General features: G+C 60.6%; 16 protein-coding genes. 4 read left to right on the top strand and 12 right to left on the bottom strand.

Annotated features, from left to right (window positions below):
- Positions 1-234 precede the first annotated feature (234 nt).
- Both lexA and sulA read left to right on the top strand, forming a co-directional pair.
- Positions 235-840, top strand: a complete 606-nt coding sequence (gene lexA, locus PFLCHA0_RS10040) for a transcriptional repressor LexA (RefSeq protein WP_011060269.1) — start codon at positions 235-237, stop codon at positions 838-840.
- Positions 841-850: 10 nt separating this feature from the next.
- Positions 851-1,324 carry an SOS-induced cell division inhibitor SulA gene (gene sulA / locus PFLCHA0_RS10035; RefSeq protein WP_011060268.1) on the top strand — a complete coding sequence of 158 codons (474 nt, stop codon included), beginning with the start codon at positions 851-853 and terminating at the stop codon, positions 1,322-1,324.
- Positions 1,325-1,430: 106 nt separating this feature from the next.
- Here sulA and PFLCHA0_RS10030 read toward each other — a convergent pair whose 3' ends face one another.
- The 10 genes from PFLCHA0_RS10030 to PFLCHA0_RS09980 form a co-directional block, all read right to left on the bottom strand.
- Positions 1,431-1,664, bottom strand: a complete 234-nt coding sequence (locus PFLCHA0_RS10030) for a hypothetical protein (RefSeq protein WP_011060267.1) — start codon at positions 1,662-1,664, stop codon at positions 1,431-1,433.
- Between the two features lie 158 nt (positions 1,665-1,822).
- Positions 1,823-2,380 (bottom strand): LemA family protein, encoded by a 558-nt coding sequence (locus PFLCHA0_RS10025; protein ID WP_015634814.1) that lies wholly within the window; start codon positions 2,378-2,380, stop codon positions 1,823-1,825.
- 3 nt (positions 2,381-2,383) lie between these two features.
- On the bottom strand, positions 2,384-3,400 hold the full coding sequence (locus PFLCHA0_RS10020) for a hypothetical protein (protein ID WP_015634813.1): 1,017 nt from the start codon (positions 3,398-3,400) through the stop codon (positions 2,384-2,386).
- Complete coding sequence (locus PFLCHA0_RS10015; RefSeq protein WP_015634812.1) at positions 3,400-4,434, bottom strand: hypothetical protein; 1,035 nt, start codon at positions 4,432-4,434, stop codon at positions 3,400-3,402. The genes PFLCHA0_RS10020 and PFLCHA0_RS10015 overlap by 1 nt, the downstream gene beginning before the upstream one ends.
- A 50-nt stretch (positions 4,435-4,484) precedes the next feature.
- On the bottom strand, positions 4,485-5,009 hold the full coding sequence (locus PFLCHA0_RS10010; protein WP_041752063.1) for a DUF6586 family protein: 525 nt from the start codon (positions 5,007-5,009) through the stop codon (positions 4,485-4,487).
- 164 nt (positions 5,010-5,173) lie between these two features.
- Entirely contained in the window at positions 5,174-7,786 is a 2,613-nt protein-coding gene (gene topA, locus PFLCHA0_RS10005; protein WP_011060262.1) for a type I DNA topoisomerase, read from the bottom strand.
- A 114-nt stretch (positions 7,787-7,900) separates the two neighbouring features.
- Positions 7,901-8,137 (bottom strand): DUF1653 domain-containing protein, encoded by a 237-nt coding sequence (locus PFLCHA0_RS10000; RefSeq protein WP_019093731.1) that lies wholly within the window; start codon positions 8,135-8,137, stop codon positions 7,901-7,903.
- Positions 8,138-8,235: 98 nt separating this feature from the next.
- Complete coding sequence (gene fadA, locus PFLCHA0_RS09995; RefSeq protein ID WP_011060261.1) at positions 8,236-9,411, bottom strand: acetyl-CoA C-acyltransferase FadA; 1,176 nt, start codon at positions 9,409-9,411, stop codon at positions 8,236-8,238.
- Positions 9,412-9,439: 28 nt separating this feature from the next.
- Positions 9,440-11,587: a fatty acid oxidation complex subunit alpha FadB gene (gene fadB, locus PFLCHA0_RS09990; RefSeq protein WP_011060260.1), complete on the bottom strand. Its 2,148-nt coding sequence runs from the start codon at positions 11,585-11,587 to the stop codon at positions 9,440-9,442.
- A 555-nt stretch (positions 11,588-12,142) separates the two neighbouring features.
- Entirely contained in the window at positions 12,143-12,580 is a 438-nt protein-coding gene (locus PFLCHA0_RS09980; RefSeq protein WP_015634809.1) for a hypothetical protein, read from the bottom strand.
- 100 nt (positions 12,581-12,680) lie between these two features.
- Here PFLCHA0_RS09980 and PFLCHA0_RS09975 point away from each other — a divergent pair, with 100 nt between their 5' ends.
- Positions 12,681-13,118, top strand: a complete 438-nt coding sequence (locus PFLCHA0_RS09975) for a universal stress protein (protein WP_011060258.1) — start codon at positions 12,681-12,683, stop codon at positions 13,116-13,118.
- A 95-nt stretch (positions 13,119-13,213) separates the two neighbouring features.
- Here PFLCHA0_RS09975 and PFLCHA0_RS09970 read toward each other — a convergent pair whose 3' ends face one another.
- Positions 13,214-15,133: an ATP-binding cassette domain-containing protein gene (locus tag PFLCHA0_RS09970; RefSeq protein WP_015634808.1), complete on the bottom strand. Its 1,920-nt coding sequence runs from the start codon at positions 15,131-15,133 to the stop codon at positions 13,214-13,216.
- Positions 15,134-15,346: 213 nt separating this feature from the next.
- On the opposite strand from PFLCHA0_RS09970, the gene PFLCHA0_RS09965 reads away from it, so the two are divergent.
- Positions 15,347-17,275: a transglycosylase SLT domain-containing protein gene (locus PFLCHA0_RS09965; protein WP_011060256.1), complete on the top strand. Its 1,929-nt coding sequence runs from the start codon at positions 15,347-15,349 to the stop codon at positions 17,273-17,275.
- A gap of 203 nt (positions 17,276-17,478) precedes the next feature.
- Here PFLCHA0_RS09965 and PFLCHA0_RS09960 read toward each other — a convergent pair whose 3' ends face one another.
- Positions 17,479-19,242, bottom strand: a complete 1,764-nt coding sequence (locus PFLCHA0_RS09960; protein WP_015634806.1) for an ABC transporter transmembrane domain-containing protein — start codon at positions 19,240-19,242, stop codon at positions 17,479-17,481.
- Between the last annotated feature and the right edge of the window lie 100 nt (positions 19,243-19,342).

Below are 19,342 nucleotides of genomic sequence, written 5' to 3'. Positions count from 1 at the left end.
AACACTTGTTTGAAACATACGTTTCAGGCTTTGCAATGTCAAGCCTGCCGGCCTCTGCGCAAGCCGTCCGGCGCGCTATTTAATCACACCTGCCGGCCACTGTAGCCAGCCTTCGGCGCAGGATCGCGGCCCCCGGATGACAACCGCTCGGCCGCCACAGGCAAAAGGAGGATTGCCAAGCGACGTTCACTGTATATAATCCCAGTCACTGTATAAAAAGACAGAGCGATCGACATGCTAAAACTGACGCCACGCCAAGCTGAGATTCTGGCTTTTATCAAACGCTGCCTCGAAGACAACGGCTACCCGCCCACCCGTGCGGAAATTGCCCAGGAACTGGGATTCAAATCGCCCAACGCCGCTGAGGAACACCTCAAGGCCCTGGCCCGCAAAGGCGCCATCGAGATGACCCCGGGTGCCTCCCGCGGAATCCGCATTCCCGGCTTCGAAGCCAAGGCCGACGATACCCTGCCGATCATTGGCCGTGTCGCCGCCGGTGCACCGATCCTGGCTCAGCAGCACATCGAAGAGTCCTGCAATATCAACCCGACCTTCTTCCACCCTCGCGCCGACTACCTGCTTCGCGTCCATGGCATGAGCATGAAGGACATCGGCATCTTCGACGGCGACCTGTTGGCGGTACACACCACTCGCGAGGCCCGCAATGGCCAGGTCGTGGTGGCGCGCATCGGTGATGAGGTCACGGTCAAGCGCTTCAAGCGCGAAGGCAGCAAGGTCTGGCTGATTGCCGAGAACCCTGAATTCGCCCCCATCGAAGTCAACCTGAAAGATCAGGATCTGGTGATCGAAGGCTTGAGTGTCGGCGTCATTCGCCGCTAAAGGAGGCTCCATGCAGTTCCCCCACACACCACAGCAAGCACAACTGCCACTGTTCGAGGCGTTCCTGGCCCAGCCATTGGCGCCCGCCCTCAAGGAAGTGGTCGAATCGCCCTGGAACAAAGATCCAGAAGCCTTCAGCGAGCTGTCGTTACGCGGCGCCGCCGGGAACTGCCTGAACCTATTGGCACCTATCCTTCGGGAACTCAGCCAGGACCAGGACGCGCGCTGGCTGACACTGATCGCCCCGCCCTCCAGCCTGACCCAAAGCTGGCTACGGGACGCCGGCCTGAATCGCGAGGGGATCCTGCTACTGCACCCCCGGGGCAATCAGAGCCCGCAACAGCTCGCCTGCGAGGCCCTGCGCCTGGGTCGCAGTCATACCGTAGTCAGCTGGTTGAACCCGTTGAGCGCCAGCGCCCGGCAACAGCTGATCAGCGCCGCACGGACTGGCGATGCGCAGAGCCTGAATATTCGCCTGGGATGAAACACCGGGAAAGCGTGGGATTTACGCTTGAATGACACAAGGCTTCTCCAGGATTGAGAAGCCGGAACAAATGCGACGGATGACCGGAGAAACCCGATAGACGGGCTTAGTGCAGAACCCGCGGGCCATCTTCCTTGTCAATTTCACCTTCAACCAGTCGACCGGCCATCTGTACGCCGACGCTCAACATGGCCTTGGCCACTTCCACGTGCTGACCTTGCAGAAAGGCTTTGGCATCCTCGGAGAAATCCAAAGTAACCAGAGAACCCTCGTCCTCAGCTCTGCGCAGCTCGATACGGCCGTCTGGCAACTCGACAATTTCTAGAAAGGACGTTGGCATAAAGGTCTGGTCTCCACGAAAGGGCGGGATTATATCAGTCATCACCCCCGCCCCGCTCAGGATCTTGCAGGGGGATCGTGCCCCCTCACCAGGAATTACTTCCCGATCCTTGCAATCAACACCTAGCCACACCGACCCCAAGCCCGCGCCAGCCCCCTTCAGAAATTCGGCTTGTATTCAAAACCCGCCGAGGCCTGGCTGTCGGAAAACGGCGTGATCAGCGACTTCTTCAGGGCCAACCGATTGACCAAGGAGCCGGGAAACATCTGAATGGAGTTGTTGAAGTGCTCCACATTCAGGTTGAACAGGGTAATCGCCCCACCGATATTGCCTTCCTGCTCGGCAACCTCACGCATCAGGTTGCTCAACAACTCGACGGACTTGAGGTCGGGGTAGGCCTCAAACGCAAGATTCAAACCGCCCAGCAAAGCCTTGGTGCCCTGGTCTACCGACTTGAGCGCATCACCGTCGGCTGCGGATGGCAAGCTACCAATGGCACTACGCAGCCCAACGATCTTTTCCAGCAACTGGCTTTCATAAGCCTGGAAGCCAGCCACTTGCGGCTCCAGCATGTCCAGCACCTTGATCCTCTGGCGCTGGTAGGTCAGCACATCCGACCAGGCCCGCTGGGCACGGTTATGCGCACCGACAATCTTGTTGTAGTGCACATAGGCAAGAACGCCCAAGGCAATCGCGATGACCAGCAACAACTCCATACTCTACTGCTCCATTTCATCAGTGACCTTCAGCGGAAGATCGAAATTGTTGTCGTGCAGCTCCGCCAACTCATGCACCAAGGCCAGCACCGGAAACAGGTTAGGCAACGGCAGGCCCTGCTCGATATTGGCGTAGAAGCTCGGCAGATCGTCAAACGTGCCCGGATCCTTGTAGGCCATGACCTCGGCATCATCGAAGCTCAGACATAAATGGCCCTCGCTGGAGAATTCCAGATTCACCTTTTTCAGCCGCCGACGAAGTTCCAGCAAGAAAGCCAGGGTGGTGGGCGTTGCGAACTTCGCGCAAGCCAGCTCACTATCACCGGTGAAATTGAAGCTTCTGTTGAAGTCATCGGAAGTGGTCTCAAAGACTTTGCGCTTCTTGCTCTTGGTATTTGGCAGATCACTGCGCACCATCACTCCTCTGACCCAAGGAAAGTCCACCACCAGGCTGAAGCGATCGAAACTCTCATAGACCCGCTCGCTCTCGCCATCGGATTTGCGTTTGTAGTGGGAGTTCACATAACGCAGATGGTGAAAGACAAAGGACAACTGATGCCGCGGGCCCTGGTAGGTCCCCCTGGCTGAAGCCTCGATACGGCGGCTGTCATTGCCGCGATCATAGTCGTCGAACTCACTGCTCAGTTGCGCGAAACGCTCATCGGCGGTTCCGCCCGGGTCCCAAAGGCCGTTACTGAGTAATGAACACTTACGGGCTATTTTCTGCGGTAACTCGTCTAACACGGCTTTACGACCCATCCAGGTATACAAGGTGGCAAAACCCAGGCAGGCCGTCGCAAACCACATCAGCTCCACACCCGCCATGGCCGGGATCGCCGACACAATAGCCAGCATCAACAGCAGCCAGGACTGGGCATGATCGAACTCCAACCCTCCCCTGAAGGACTGGAGCCTGGCGATGACCCTCAATAGATCCTCGTTGCTCTTGGCTCGAGCCACCTCTGCATTGCTAGTGGCCAACAACTTCACCAACTCGGCATCGTGCTTGAGAAACTGCATTACATTTCCTTGATCAAGTTGCCAGCCTCAGGAACATCTGGAACAGCAGCAAGAGCATGGCTGTCATGCAACTGCGCCAACCGATGCACCAGCTCCAGCAGTGAATACAGCTTCGGCAACTCGATACCCGCCTTGATCCGCTCGCGAAAGACCGCCAGGTCACTCAGCGAGCCCGGATCGGCATGGGCAATGATGTCCGCATTATCAAAGCTCAGACAGAGCCGCCCTTGACTGGAAAACTCCAGATTGACCCGGTAAAGGTGGCGTGAAAGCTCCATCAGGAGGTCCAGGGTTGCTGGCCTGGCGAAGTGTTCGCAACAGGCCTGATCATTACCGCGCAGTACAAAGACCTGGTCGAAATCCTCGCGACCGGTCTTGAACGGCTGCCCCGCCAATGACACTTCCAGGGGACTGGAGCGAACCGTAATCTCTGTCACCCACGGGAAATCCAGCACCAGGCTGTAGCGGTTGTACGTGTCGTAGACAGTGCGATAGCTGCCGCCGGCACCAGGCTCTTGCCTGGAATTGACGTACTGCAGATGGTGATACTCGAACGCCAAGGACTGGCGAGGCCCCTGGTAGACACCCAGGAGCGAGTCCTGGATATGGCGTCGCTCATTACCCCGCTGGTAATCGCTGAACTCGTTGTTCAGCCTTTTCAGGCGCCAGTCGGCACTGCTGTCGGACTCGCTCAAGCCATGATGAAACATTACGCACTTGCGCACGATGCTTGCCGCCAGATCAGTCAAGGAGCCAGAGGTCCCTTTGCTGACGTAATAGCTAAAGAAACACAGAGCCAGAAACACCCAGAACATCCCGCCCATGCCGTCCATCAGCAGCGCGACAGCCAGGGAGGCAAACGCCAGGACCAGAAGCGTTATTGCCTGCACATGGTCGAATTCCAGACCGCCGGGGAATATCTCCAGCCTGTCGAGCACTTCCAGCAAGTCAGTATTGGACTGGGCACGAACCACTCGCACCCGGCAATCGTTCAGCAGGCGAAGCAGCGCCTGGTCACGCAAGAAGAACAGCATGAATCTTCCTTGATCAAATAGTCACGCCACCCATCAAGCAGCGCTCAGGATCAACACTCGTTAAGGCCATCCCTGAAACGAATGGCCAGGGCCTTGAGGTTCTGCCGCCAGCTTTCCAGCTCTTCCCGACTCAGTGCCTGCTCGGGCTCCTCTTCATCCAGATTGACCGCAACAATCAGTGGCTGGGTTACGTTGCCCTTGGGCTTGTGCGGCGCCTGTGGCGGCTGAAACAGCTCGCTGTAAGCAGACAGCAGTTGCGCCAGCCAGGTTTGCGGGCTGTGGGCCAATTCCACCAGCTCTGCCAGCTCGGGAATGGCAATGCTTTGCAGCACTTCACGATTGAGGATCTGCTCGACCCGGGCCGCATTGGCCTGCGGCAGCCGATAGAACCCGGCAATTTCATGGCACAGCCCCAGCAAGGCCCCGTACAGGTGGAACAGCACCGACTCGCGCCCCGCCTGGACCTGCGCCTGGGCATTCATGGCCCGCCCTTCCTCAGCGCGTGCCAGGGCTTCGAGCGACAGACCGGCAAAGTAGATTTTCTGATTGGTACGGGTATAGAGCTCGTGGGCCATATGGGCAGCCTCCACTGCGAAAAGAGAACCAGATGCAGACGGCACAGTTTCAGGGATCACTCCAGCTTGCCGCAAGCAAAAGAAAGGCCGCATGCCCCCTTGAAGGAGTCATGCGGCCCTGTTGGTCGCTACACCGAGAAGCTAGCCCTCGGCAGGCCAAGCACTTAGCGCTTGTCTTCGACCTTCCATTTACCGCCGTCGTAGAAGGCACGCCAGCCGGTCGGCTTGCCGTCGACTTCGGTCTGCACGTACTGCTCCTTGGTCTTGCGGCTGTAGCGCACCACCGCAGGGCGGCCGTCCGGGTCCTTCTGCGGAGCTTCGCAGAGGAAGTGGTACTTGGGATCGATCTCATCCTTGTGCGGGATCAGTTCCAGCACCAACGGCGCACGGGTCTCGCGGTTTTTCGGGAACTGACTGGCCGCCAGGAACAGGCCCGAAGCGCCATCGCGCAGGATGTAGGTGTCGTTGACCTTCTCGCACTTGAGCTCGGGCATCTTCACCGGGTCCATCTTCGGCGGCGCCGCGTCACCGCTTTTCAGCAGCTTGCGAGTGTTCTTGCAGGTCGGGTTGGTGCAACCGAAGAACTTGCCGAAACGGCCGGTCTTGAGCTGCATCTCGCTGCCGCACTTATCACACTCCAGGCTCGGGCCTTCATACCCCTTGATCCGGTAGCTGCCCTCTTCGATCTCGTAGCCGGCGCAATCCGGGTTGTTACCGCAGATGTGCAGCTTGCGCTTTTCGTCCAGCAGGTAGGCATCCATCGCCGTACTGCAGATCGGGCAACGATGCTTGCCGCGCAGCACCAGGGATTCGGACTCGCCCTCGTCATCCGCGGCGATCTCGTCGCCCGGCACCAGGTTGACGGTGGCCTTGCAACGCTCCTTGGGCGGCAGGCTGTAGCCCGAGCAGCCGAGGAACACGCCGGTGGAGGCGGTACGGATCTGCATCGGCCGGCCGCAGGTCTGGCATGGGATATCGGTCATTACCGGTTGGTTGGCGCGCATGCCGCTTTCGGCGCCCTCGGCCACTTCGAGCTTCTTCTTGAAGTCACCGTAGAATTCGTCGAGGACGTTCTTCCAGTCGCGCTCGCCCTGGGCCACGTCATCGAGATTCTCTTCCATGCCGGCGGTGAAGCCGTAGTCCATGAGATTGGAGAAGCTCTCGGAAAGGCGCTCAGTGACGATGTCGCCCATCTTTTCCGAATAAAAACGACGGTTGTGCAGGGTCACATAGCCGCGATCCTGGATGGTCGAAATGATTGCCGCATAGGTCGAAGGACGACCAATGCCGCGCTTTTCCATTTCCTTCACCAGGCTGGCTTCGGAGTAACGCGCCGGTGGCTTGGTGAAGTGCTGGCTCGGATCGAGCTTGATCAGCTTCAGCACTTCGCCCTGGGCCATTTCCGGCAGCACATCGTCATCGCCCGGCTTGGCCATCTGCGGCATGACCCGGGTGTAACCGTCAAACTTGAGGATGCGGCCCTTGGCACGCAGCTCGAAGTCGCCAGCGGCGACGCTGACGGTGGTGGACAGGTATTGCGCCGGCAGCATCTGGCAGGCGACGAACTGGCGCCAGATCAGCTCGTAGAGGCGCTCAGCGTCACGTTCCATGCCCGACAGCTTGCTTGGGTGGGTGTTCACATCGGACGGACGAATCGCTTCGTGCGCCTCCTGGGCCCCTTCCTTGCTGCTGTAGACATTGGGCGAAGCCGGCAGGTACTTGTTGCCGAACTCGTCTTCGATATAGGTACGCGCCATCGCCACGGCATCGGCCGAGAGGTTGGTGGAGTCGGTACGCATATAGGTGATGTAGCCGGCTTCATACAGACGCTGGGCCATCATCATGGTCTTCTTCACGCCGAAGCCCAGGCGATTGCTCGCAGCCTGCTGCAGGGTGGAGGTGATGAACGGCGCCGATGGCTTGCTGCTGGTGGGCTTGTCTTCACGCTTGGCGACGCTGTAGGCCGAGGCCTTGAGCTTCTCCAGGGCGGCCATGGCCTGTGCTTCGTTGAGCGGCTTGAAGGCTTCACCGTTTTCACGGGCTACTTCAAAACGCACATTCGAGCCCTTGGCAGTGCCCAGGTCAGCGTGTACTTCCCAGTATTCTTCCGGGATGAAGGCACGAATCTCACGCTCGCGCTCCACCACCAGCTTCACGGCTACCGACTGCACGCGACCGGCAGACAGGCCACGGGCGATCTTCGCCCACAGCAGCGGCGAAACCATGTAGCCCACCACGCGGTCGAGGAAGCGTCGCGCCTGCTGGGCATTGACTCGATCAATGTCCAGCTCGCCCGGCTGGGAGAAGGCTTCCTGGATCGCCTTCTTGGTGATTTCGTTGAACACCACGCGCTTGTAGCGGCTGTCATCACCGCCAATGGCTTCCCGCAGGTGCCAGGCAATGGCCTCCCCTTCGCGGTCCAAGTCCGTTGCGAGATAGATGGTGTCGGCATCCTTGGCAAGGCGGCGCAGCTCTTCGATGACCTTTTCCTTGCCAGGGAGGATTTCGTACTTGGCTTTCCAGCCGTGCTCGGGATCGACGCCCATGCGCGACACCAGCTGCTTGCGAGCCTTTTCCTTCGGCGACAGAGCCGGGGCTTCGCCCGCAGCGGCCTTGCCACGCTTGGCGGCTGGCTCCTTGGCGGCACTTGCCGAACCGCTGGTGGGCAGGTCTCGGATATGGCCGATACTCGACTTCACCACGTATTGGTTACCCAAGTACTTGTTGATGGTCTTGGCCTTAGCCGGGGATTCCACAATGACCAGCGATTTGCCCATGGATCAGAAAATTCCTGAATTCGAGAAGTGAAAGGCGGTTGGCGCCTGACGCGGCACCGCTATATATAGTGGCAACAGGGTGAGGTCAAGCGCAGGGTACTGCGCGACCTGTACTCATGCCGGTGAAAAAAGACTGGGTTCGGCCTGCACCAAAGCAAAGCGCGGGACCTGCTCGCCGTCAACTTCGACCGACTCCAGGAACATGCTCAAGGGCCGCACCCAAAAGCCGTAATCCCCATACAGGGCTTGGTAGAACACCACTTCTTCTTCCGTTTCCGAGTGCCGCGCCACGCTGAAAACGCGGTACTGCGGCCCCTTGTAATGCTGATAGAGCCCGGGTTGTAACTGCATGCTCTGGCCCTCGTGCAATTTTTTCAAAATAAAGACAAACAAATCTTCAGAAAAACAAAAACCGGGGCACTGGGCCCCGGCTTCCATCAACCCAACGCTTAAACGCGTTCGAAGACGGTCGAGATACCCTGGCCAAGGCCGATGCACATGGTGGACACCCCGAAGGTGCCGCCATTCTGCTTCATGACGTTGAGCAGGGTCCCGGAGATACGTGCGCCGGAGCAACCGAACGGGTGACCCAGGGCGATCGCGCCGCCGTGCAGGTTAACCTTCTCGTTCATCTTGTCGAGCACTTTCAGATCTTTCAGCACTGGCAGGGCCTGTGCAGCGAAAGCTTCGTTGAGCTCGAAGAAGTCGATATCGTTGATGCCCAGGCCCGCGCGCTTCAGGGCTTTCTGCGTGGCCGGTACTGGACCATAGCCCATGATGGCCGGATCCACACCTGCAACGGCCATCGAACGAATCACCGCCATCGGCTGGATACCCAGGTCCTGGGCACGCTGGGCCGACATCACGATCATGCACGAGGCACCGTCGGTGATCTGCGACGAAGTACCGGCAGTCACGGTACCACCTTTAGGGTTGAACGCCGGCTTCAGGGCCGCCAGGCTCTCCAGGGTGGTCTCGGGACGGATGGTTTCGTCGTAGTCGAACAGTTTCAGGAAACCGTTCTCGTCGTAACCCTGCATCGGGATGATTTCATCCTTGAACTTGCCTTCCACAGTCGCCTTGTGGGCGAGCTGGTGGGAGCGCACGCCAAAGGCGTCCTGCTGCTCACGGGTGATGCCGTGCATCTTGCCCAGCATCTCAGCGGTCAGGCCCATCATGCCGGAGGCTTTGGCTGCGTACAGGGACATGTGCGGGTTCGGATCGACACCGTGCATCATGCTCACGTGGCCCATGTGCTCGACGCCGCCGACCACGAACACGTCACCGTTGCCGGTCATGATCGCTTGCGCGGCAGTGTGCAAAGCACTCATGGACGAGCCACACAGGCGGCTGACGGTCTGGCCGGCCGAGGTGTGCGGGATCTGGGTCATCAGCGACGCCATGCGTGCGATGTTCCAGCCCTGCTCCAGGGTCTGGTTGACGCAGCCCCAGATCACGTCCTCGACTTCCGCCGGGTCGACCTTGGCGTTGCGTTCCAGCAGTTTGCTGATCAGGTGCGCCGACATGTCTTCGGCGCGGGTGTTGCGGTGCATGCCGCCCTTGGAGCGGCCCATCGGAGTACGACCGAAGTCGACAATCACGACGTCTCTAGGATTCAAGCTCATATGTTCACTCTCGCTCTAGTGTGGGCGCTTAACCGAAGAAGCTCTGGCCGTTCTTGGCCATTTCACGCAGCTTCGCGGTCGGGTGGTACAGCGCGCCCAGATCGGCGTACTGGTCGGCCAGGGCAACGAACTCGGCAACACCGATGGAATCGATGTAGCGCAGCGCACCGCCACGGAATGGAGGGAAACCAATGCCGTAGACCAGGCCCATGTCAGCTTCGGCAGCGGTTTCAACGATGCCGTCTTCCAGGCAACGAACGGTTTCCAGGCACAACGGGATCATCATCCAGTTGATGATGTCTTCGTCGGTGACTTCACGCTGCTCGTAGACAATCGGCTTGAGCACTTCCAGCACCGACGGATCGGCCACCTTCTTCTGCTTGCCCTTCTTGTCGGTTTCGTAGGCGTAGAAGCCCTTGCCGTTCTTCTGGCCCAGGCGCTTGGCTTCGTAGAGCACGTCCACGGCCGAGCGGCGATCGTCCTTCATGCGATCCGGGAAGCCTTCGGCCATGACGTCACGACCGTGGTGGCCGGTGTCGATGCCGACCACGTCCATCAGGTACGCCGGGCCCATTGGCCAGCCGAATTTCTCCATGATCTTGTCGATGCGCACGAAGTCCACACCGGCGCTGACCAGCTTGGCGAAACCGCCGAAGTACGGGAACAGCACGCGGTTGACCAAAAAGCCCGGGCAGTCGTTGACCACGATCGGGTTCTTGCCCATTTTCTTGGCGTAGGCAACGGTGGTCGCTACCGCCAGTTCGCTGGACTTCTCGCCACGGATCACTTCCACCAGCGGCATCATGTGCACCGGGTTGAAGAAGTGCATGCCGACGAAGTTTTCCGGACGCTTGAGGGCCTTGGCCAGCAGGCTGATGGAAATGGTCGAGGTGTTGGACGCCAGGATGGTGTCCTCCTTGACCTGGCCTTCCACTTCAGCCAGCACGATCTGCTTGACCTTGGGGTTCTCGACCACGGCTTCAACCACCAGGTCGACGTTGCCGAAGTCACCGTAGGACAGGGTCGGACGAATGCCGTTGAGCACTTCAGCCATCTTCGCGGCGGTCATGCGGCCTTTGTCAACGCGGCCCACCAGCAGTTTCGCGGCTTCCGCCAGACCCTGCTCGATGCCGTGTTCGTTGATGTCCTTCATCAGGATCGGCGTGCCTTTGGAGGCCGACTGGTAGGCGATGCCGCCACCCATGATACCGGCGCCGAGTACGGCGGCCTGCTTCACGTCCTTGGCGATTTCGTCGTAGGCCTTGGCCTTTTTCTTCAGTTCCTGATCGTTCAGGAACAGGCCGATCAGGCTTTGCGCAGCAGAGGTCTTGGCCAGTTTGACGAAGCCGGCGGCCTCTACTTCCAAGGCTTTGTCGCGGCCAAAGTTGGCGGCTTTCTGAATGGTCTTGATCGCTTCGACCGGTGCCGGGTAGTTCGGGCCAGCCTGGCCGGCCACGAAACCTTTGGCGGTTTCGAAAGCCATCATCTGCTCAATGGCGTTGAGCTTGAGCTTTTCCAGCTTAGGCTGGCGCTTGGCCTTGTAGTCGAACTCGCCGGAAATGGCGCGCTTGACCAGCGCCAGAGCGGCGTCCTTGAGTTTGTCGGGAGCAACCACGGCGTCGACGGCACCGACTTTCAGCGCGTCTTCAGCACGGTTTTCCTTGCCGGCGGCAATCCACTCGATGGCGTTGTCGGCACCGATCAGACGCGGCAGGCGCACGGTACCGCCGAAGCCCGGGTAGATGCCCAGCTTGACTTCCGGCAGGCCGATCTTGGCACTGGCAGCCATGACGCGGTAGTCCGCCGCCAGGCACATTTCCAGGCCGCCGCCCAGGGCGATGCCGTTGATCGCGGCAACGGTTGGCACGTTGAGGTCTTCGAAATCGCTGAAGATCTTGTTGGCTTCGAGGTTGCCTGCCACCAGCTCGGCATCCGGCAGCTTGAAGTTGTCGACAAACTCGGTGATGTCGGCGCCGACGATGAACACGTCCTTGCCGCTGCTGACGATCACGCCCTTGATCGAAGCATCTGCCTTGATGGTGTCAACAGCCTGACGCAATTCGTTCAGGGTTAGACGGTTGAACTTGTTGACGGACTCACCCTTGAGGTCGAAATTCAATTCGACGATGCCACTTTCAAGAGCCTTAACCGTGATGGCTTTACCTTCGTAAATCATCAACTGATCTCCACGATATGGAAGCTGAACAGTACACGTCGGACGCTGACTTCTGGCATGGCACTAACGTCACCGTCGATGCTAACGCCAATCCGCCAGGCACACCCGCCAACGCGATAGTCGGGATTCTGTATAGAGCCGCCTGCGATGCAAACGCTCATTTCATACGCCCGTTTGATTTGGGTACGCCACATTCAGGGAAAATCCAGCAATTGTCAATCGTCCAAAATGCTGTTTGAAACGCGACTTTGCGGTCACTCCATTGCTCCCTGAACGATCAACACGCCCCTGCATTCATAACCATTCATAGGATCTATATTTAGAAAATGCGCCCTAAATCTCCCACTGAATGGGAGAAAGAGCGACTACGCTGGGAAAATATCTGAAGAAGCCGCACAGTTTGTGCGACAGGGGCACCGCCCCATTCTGCAAGAGGCCACCCCGGGTGGCAGCCACGAGATTACCGGCCTGCCTGGCCATCCCCGCCCGATGCTGATATCGGGCTTTTTATTGCCGGCTGCCCGCGATTGCCGCGCGCACCCTCCCCTGGATGACTCAGGCCAACGCCTTGAGCACCGAGGCAATATCCTGCAAAACACTGACCTCGCCACGCTCGTTCCAGTACAGGGCAATCATCTGCTTGTCCGCCTCGACCTTGAACACCCCTGCCGGCAAGGCCTGGAAGTGCTTGAGCAGTGGCTCATCGACACAGGGCTCGCGCCACTGGTTGACCCAGTTGCCCGGCGCGATCTGCCAATAACTCCAACACACAGGCTGCCCGCTGCGCCGTGGCCGGTGATACTGCGGGCAAGGGTTGGGCGGCTCCTGGCCCAGCCAGTGCGGCCACTCCTGAGGGGCCAGTTGCATGGCCAGGCCCATGCGTCGCGCCTCCATGCGCAAGGCGATCAACCCGCTCTGGCGACGAGAAGGTCGCAACCACGCCAGCGGACTGAGAACTACCGCAAGGATTGACACCACTATCCAGACCGTCATATCTGTACTCTCGATTTTTGATGAGCGGGACCTGGGTCAAACCAACCCGCTTGAAACCAGCCATACTTGAAGCTATTGCAACCCTCAGGAGGAGCACCTCATGCCCTACCACCATATTCTGGTCGCCGTAGATCTAACCGAAGAGTGCGATCCTGTTATCCACCGTGCTCGCGAACTGTCGGTGAGCAATGGAGCCAAGCTGTCCCTGGTGCACATTGTCGAACCCATGGCCATGGCCTTCGGGGGCGACGTCCCCATGGATCTTTCGCAATTGCAGCAGCAACAGTTCGACCAGGCCCGGGAGCGTCTTGATCGGCTGATCAACAAGTACCCGGAGCTGACCAAGGAATACAGCCACCTGACCTACGGCCAGCCGCGCCAGGAAATCCATCACCTGGCCAAGGAACAGGAATGCGACCTGATCGTGGTCGGCAGCCACGGCCGACATGGCCTGGCCCTGCTACTGGGCTCCACCGCCAATGACGTCCTGCACGGCGCGCCTTGCGACGTGCTGGCCGTGCACCTGGTCAAACGCTGAACCCGCCCCGAGGGTTGCCGGCTCCCAAAAGCTGGCAAGCGCACTGAAAAAAAGCCCGACTCTGCAGTCGGGCTTTTTTATCAGCAACCGGTCACTCAGGCATCCAGTTCGGCCCAGCGCTCGACCATCTGCTCCAGTTCGGCATTCAACTGCTCAAGGCGGGCAATTACCGCTGCAGTTTCCGCCGCCGGGCGCTGATAGAAACCAGCGTCAGCCATTTCCGCCTCGACCCCGGCGATCTGCTGCTCCATGGCGTCGATCTGCCCCGGCAAAGCCTCAAGCTCGCGCTGCAATTTGTAGCTGAGCTTCTTTTTCGCCGCCGGCGCTTCCTGGACAGGAGCCGGAGCCGCCTGTACCGGTGCCACCACTGCAGAATTCAGCTCGGCCTTGCCGGACTTGTTCTCGGTCACCCCCAGCAACCGCGGCGAACCGCCCTGGCGCAACCAGTCCTGGTAGCCGCCGACGTACTCGCGCACCTTGCCTTCGCCTTCGAAGACCAGGGTACTGGTCACCACGTTGTCGAGGAATGCCCGGTCGTGGCTGACCATCAGCACAGTGCCCTGGAAGGTCAGCAGCACCTCTTCCAGCAGTTCGAGGGTTTCTACATCCAGGTCGTTGGTCGGTTCATCGAGCACCAGCAGGTTGGCCGGTTTACTGAACAGCTTGGCCAGCAGCAACCGCGCACGTTCGCCGCCAGACAACGCCTTGACCGGCGTGCGAGCACGCTGCGGGCTGAACAGGAAGTCGCCGAGGTAGCTCAGCACGTGGCGGCTCTGGCCATCGATCTCGATGAAGTCGCGACCTTCGGCGACGTTGTCGATCACGGTCTTTTCCAGATCCAGCTGATGGCGCAACTGGTCGAAGTAGGCCACGTCGATACGCGTACCCTCTTCCACCTTACCGCTGCTGGGCACCAGGCCACCGAGCATCAGCTTGAGCAGCGTGGTCTTGCCGGTACCGTTGGCGCCCAAGAGGCCGATGCGATCGCCGCGCTGCAGGACCATGGAGAAGTCCTTGACCAGGAACGGACCGTCCGGGTGAGCGAAGCTGACGTTCTCCAGCACCATCACCTGCTTGCCGGACTTGTCTGCGGTTTCCAGCTGGATATTGGCCTTGCCGGTACGCTCGCGACGTTCGCTGCGCTCGACACGCAGCGCCTTGAGGGCGCGCACGCGGCCTTCGTTGCGGGTGCGCCGGGCCTTGATGCCCTGGCGAATCCAGACTTCCTCCTGGGCCAGGCGCTTGTCGAACAGCGCGTTGGCGGTTTCTTCCGCCGCCAGCATGGCTTCCTTGTGCACCAGGAAGCTGGCGTAGTCGCCGTTCCAGTCGATCAGGCCGCCGCGGTCCAGTTCGAGGATGCGGGTGGCCAGGTTCTGCAGGAAGGAACGGTCGTGGGTAATAAAGAGGACCGCCCCCTGGAAATCCTTCAGCGCCTCTTCCAGCCAGGCGATGGCACCAATGTCCAGGTGGTTGGTGGGCTCGTCGAGCAGCAGCAGGTCCGGCTCGGACACCAGGGCCTGGGCCAGCAGCACGCGACGACGCCAGCCGCCGGACAACTCGGCGAGGGTCTTGTCGGCCGGCAGTTGCAGGCGGCTCAGGGTGCTGTCCACCAGTTGTTGCAGGCGCCAGCCGTCACGGGCTTCGAGGTCGTGCTGGACGTGCATCAGTTTTTCCAGATCGGCGTCGGTGACGATGTTCTGGCTCAGGTGGTGGTACTGGGCCAGCAACTCACCGACACCATCCAGGCCCTGGGCAACCACGTCGAACACGGTCCGCTCGTCGGCCACCGGCAATTCCTGGGGCAATTCGCCGATCTTCAGACCGGGTGCGCGCCATACGGAGCCGTCGTCGGGCTTCTGATCGCCCTTGACCAGCTTCATCATGCTGGATTTGCCAGTACCGTTACGGCCGATGATGCACACCCGCTCACCACGGGCGATCTGCCAGGACACCTTGTCCAACAACGGCATGGCGCCGAAAGCAAGGGACACATCGCTGAATTTGAGCAGGGTCATGTTCTTCTCCAAAAACCGGGCGCGCATTCTACCTGAGTTGAGCCCGCAGAAGGCCGGGTATTTCGCCCACGAGGGCGCTCGCGGCACATTTGTTGCCAACTGATGCCAGCAGGCCGGCAAAGCTTTCACCGGTTGCTGGCAAAAGGCTAAGCTAGTGAGCAATCAGTGTTGGCCCTGTCGGCACTTGTCATGATTTCTCTGCCCGGATGTCTCATGCGCAGTCGCCTTTTCAGTGTTTTATCTTGCCTGCTTCTTTCCACCACAGCCGTCCACTGCGCCCAGGCGGCAGACCTGACTCTACAGCGCCAGTATTACGATGAAGCCAAGCGCGCCCTGGCCAAAGGCGATTCCGGCCCCTATTTCCGTTATGCCGATGCGCTGCGCGACTATCCGCTGGAGCCCTACCTGGCCTACGACGAGCTCACGGCCCGGCTGAAATCCGCCAGCAATCCCGAGATCGAGAAGTTTCTCGCCGAACATGGCGACCTGCCCCAGGCCAACTGGATGAAACTGCGCTGGTTGCGCTGGCTGGCCGAACGCGGCGACTGGGCGACCTTCACCAAGTACTACGATCCGAAACTCAACTTCACCGAACTGGACTGCCTCAATGGCCAGTACCAGCTGGGGCACAACCTCAAGGCCGAAGGCTACGCCGCCACCGAGAAGCTCTGGCTGACCGGCAAATCCCAACCTGCTGCCTGCGACGCGTTGTTCGCCCAGTGGGCCGCCGAAGGCCAGTTGACCGAACAGAAGCGCTGGCAGCGAGCCAAACTGGCCGCCGAGGCCCGCAACTACCCCCTGGCCAACAGCCTGGTAAAGAGCATGACCACCCTGGCGCCCCAGGGCCGCCTGCTGGTGGACGTGGCGCAAAAACCCGAACTGCTGAGCCAGCCCTCGCGCTTCCAGCCTGCCGATGAAGCCATGTCCGACGTGGTTGGCCTCGGCCTGCGCCGCCTGGCGCGCCAGGATCCGGACAAGGCCATGGCCCTGCTGGATGGCTATGCCAGCAGCATGCACTTTTCCCGTGACGAAAAAGTGGCCATCGCCCGCGAGATCGGCCTGACCCTGGCACGGCGCTTCGACAGCCGCGCCCTGGACGTGATGACCAAGTACGATCCCGAGCTGCGGGACAACACCGTCTCCGAATGGCGCCTGCGCTTGCTGCTGCGCCTGGCGCGCTGGGAAGACGCCTACCAGCTGACCCGCAAGCTGCCCCAGGACCTGGCCACCACCAACCGCTGGCGCTACTGGCAGGCCCGTAGCCTGGAACTGGCCGAACCGAAGAACCCTCAGGCCCAGGTATTGTTCAAGGGCCTGGCCCGGGAGCGGGATTTCTACGGCTTCCTTGCCGCCGATCACGCCAAGGCGCCCTACCAGCTCAATAACCAGCCGCTGATGCTCAGCCAAGCCGTGATCAACAAGGTACGCAACACCCCGGGTGTACGCCGCGCGCTGGAGCTGCATGCCCGCGGGCAGATCGTCGACGGCCGCCGCGAGTGGTACCACGTCAGCCGGCATTTCAACCGCGACGAAATGGTTGCCCAGGCCAAGCTGGCCTACGACCTGAAATGGTACTTCCCGGCCATTCGCACCATCAGCCAGGCTCAGTACTGGGATGACCTGGACATCCGCTTCCCCATGGCCCACCGCGACACCCTAGTGCGCGAAGCCAAGGTTCGCGGCCTGCATTCCAGCTGGGTGTTCGCCATTACCCGCCAGGAAAGCGCCTTCATGGACGACGCCCGTTCCGGCGTCGGCGCCAGCGGCCTGATGCAACTGATGCCCGGCACCGCCAAGGAAACCGCGCGCAAGTTCAGCATTCCCCTGGCCTCGCCCCAGCAAGTGCTGGACCCGGACAAGAACATCCAGTTGGGCGCCGCCTACCTGAGCCAGGTCCACAGCCAGTTCAACGGCAACCGGGTACTGGCTTCCGCCGCCTACAACGCCGGCCCCGGGCGGGTGCGCCAGTGGCTCAAGGGGGCCGACCACCTGAGTTTCGATGTCTGGGTGGAAAGCATTCCTTTCGACGAAACCCGCCAGTACGTGCAGAACGTACTGTCCTACTCGGTGATCTACGGCCAGAAGCTCAATTCGCCGCAGCCCCTGGTGGACTGGCACGAACGCTACTTCGACGATCAGTAAGCACCGACCCACAACAAAAAATGCCCGCAGCAATGCGGGCATTTTTGTATCTCCCCCAACACCCCCCAATACCTGTAGCCGCTGCCGAGCCTGCGACCGGGCGCGAAGTGGCCGTAAAGCGCTCGCTACGTTGGCGAGGACTACGTGCTCGTGCGCAGCCTCGCAGGCTCGGCAACGACTACAGGGCTCAGGGGTCCGTGGGCTCAGCCATCGCTGAATTGCAGGGCCGCCAGGCGCGCATACAAGGGGTTGCTGGCAATCAGTTGCTGGTGGGTACCCACCGCGGCCAGCCTGCCCTGGTCCATGACCGCGATCCGGTCGGCATTCTTCACCGTGGCCAGGCGATGGGCGATCACCAGGGTGGTGCGGTTCTTCATCAGGCTGGGCAAGGCCTGCTGGATCAGGTGCTCGCTTTGCGCGTCCAGGGCGCTGGTGGCTTCGTCCAGTAGCAGGATCGGCGCGTCCACCAGCAAGGCCCTAGCTATCGCCAGGCGCTGGCGCTGGCCGCCCGAAAGGCCAAGCCCGGCATCCCCCAGGTGGGTCTGGTAACCCTCGGGCATCTGTTCGATGAACTCATGGGCATAGGCGATCTTCGCCGCTTCCTGGACCTGGGCCAGGGTCGCCTCGGGATTGCCGTAGCGAATGTTCTCCTCGATGCTGCCGTAGAACAGCGCCGGGCTTTGCGAAACCAGGGCGAAGCAGCGACGCAGGTCCAGCGGGTCGAGCTGGGTCAGGGCCACGCCATCCAGCAGGATCCTTCCCTGCTGCGGGTCGTAGAAGCGCAGCAACAGATCATAAAGGGTGGATTTACCGGCCCCGGAAGGCCCCACCAACGCCAGAGTCTCTCCGGACCGGATGCTCAGGCTCAAACCATCGATCGCGAAGCGGTCGGGCCGCGACGGATAGGAAAACCGCAGCCCGTCCAGCTCCAGATCACCCCGCACCCGCGCCGGCAGGCTTACCAGCCCGTCGGCGGGCGGCTGGATGATATTGTCCGCCCGCAACAATTCGGCAATCCGCTCCGCCGCGCCGGCCGCGCGCTGCAACTCGCCGATCACTTCGCTCAGGGTGCCGAAGGCACTGCCGACAATCAGGCTGTAGAAGACGAATGCCGCCAGCTCGCCGCCGGAGATGCGCCCGGCAATCACGTCCATGCCACCGACCCAGAGCATCACCCCCACCGCCCCCAGCACCAGGACGATCACCAGGGTGATCAGCCAGGCACGCTGGACAATCCGCTTGCGCGCCGTGTCGAACGCCTGCTCCACGGTCACGGCAAACCGCCGTTCATCCTGGGGTTGGTGGTTGTAGGCCTGGACCGTCTTGATCTGGCCGAGGGTTTCCGAGACATAGCTGCCGACATCGGCAATCCGGTCCTGGCTCAGGCGCGACAGGCTGCGCACCCGCCGACCGAAGATCAGGATTGGCGCCAGCACCAGCGGCAAGGCGATGACCACAATGCTGGTGAGCTTGGGGTTGGTGACAAACAGCAGCACGATCCCCCCCAGCACCATCAGCGCATTGCGCAAAAACAGCGACAGCGAAGACCCGATCACCGATTGCAGCAAGGTGGTGTCCGCGGTCAAGCGCGACTGGATTTCCGAGCTGCGGTTGTTTTCGTAGAACCCGGGATGCAGGTAGATCAGGTGATTGAACACCTGGCGCCGGATATCCGCCACGCAACGCTCGCCAATCCACGACACCAGGTAAAAGCGCACGAAGGTGCCCACCGCCAGCGCCAGCACCAGCAACAGGAACAGGCCGATGGACTGGTTCAACAGATGGGGCGATTGAGTCATGAAGCCCTGGTCCACCAACAGGCGAATGCCCTGCCCCATGGACAGGGTAATGCCGGCGGTAACTATCAGTGCCAACAAGGCGCCCAGCGCCTGCCAACGGTAGGGAGCGACAAAGCGGCTGGCCAGATGCAGCGCCCGGCGGTGACGAGAAGAAAGCATGCTGTTCATCCATTGACGCACCGGCGAGCCGTTCGTTGCAGCAACGGCAACGAGATGAATTCGCAGGAACTTTGGTAAATCACAATGAGTCAGGTTGATTATGACCGCT

The sequence above is a fragment of the Pseudomonas protegens CHA0 genome, assembly GCF_000397205.1.
In the GTDB taxonomy this organism is placed as follows: Bacteria; Pseudomonadota; Gammaproteobacteria; order Pseudomonadales; family Pseudomonadaceae; genus Aquipseudomonas; species Aquipseudomonas protegens.
The sequence above is the reverse complement of the archived record's forward strand: the minus strand, read 5'-3'. Positions and strand labels throughout refer to the sequence as shown.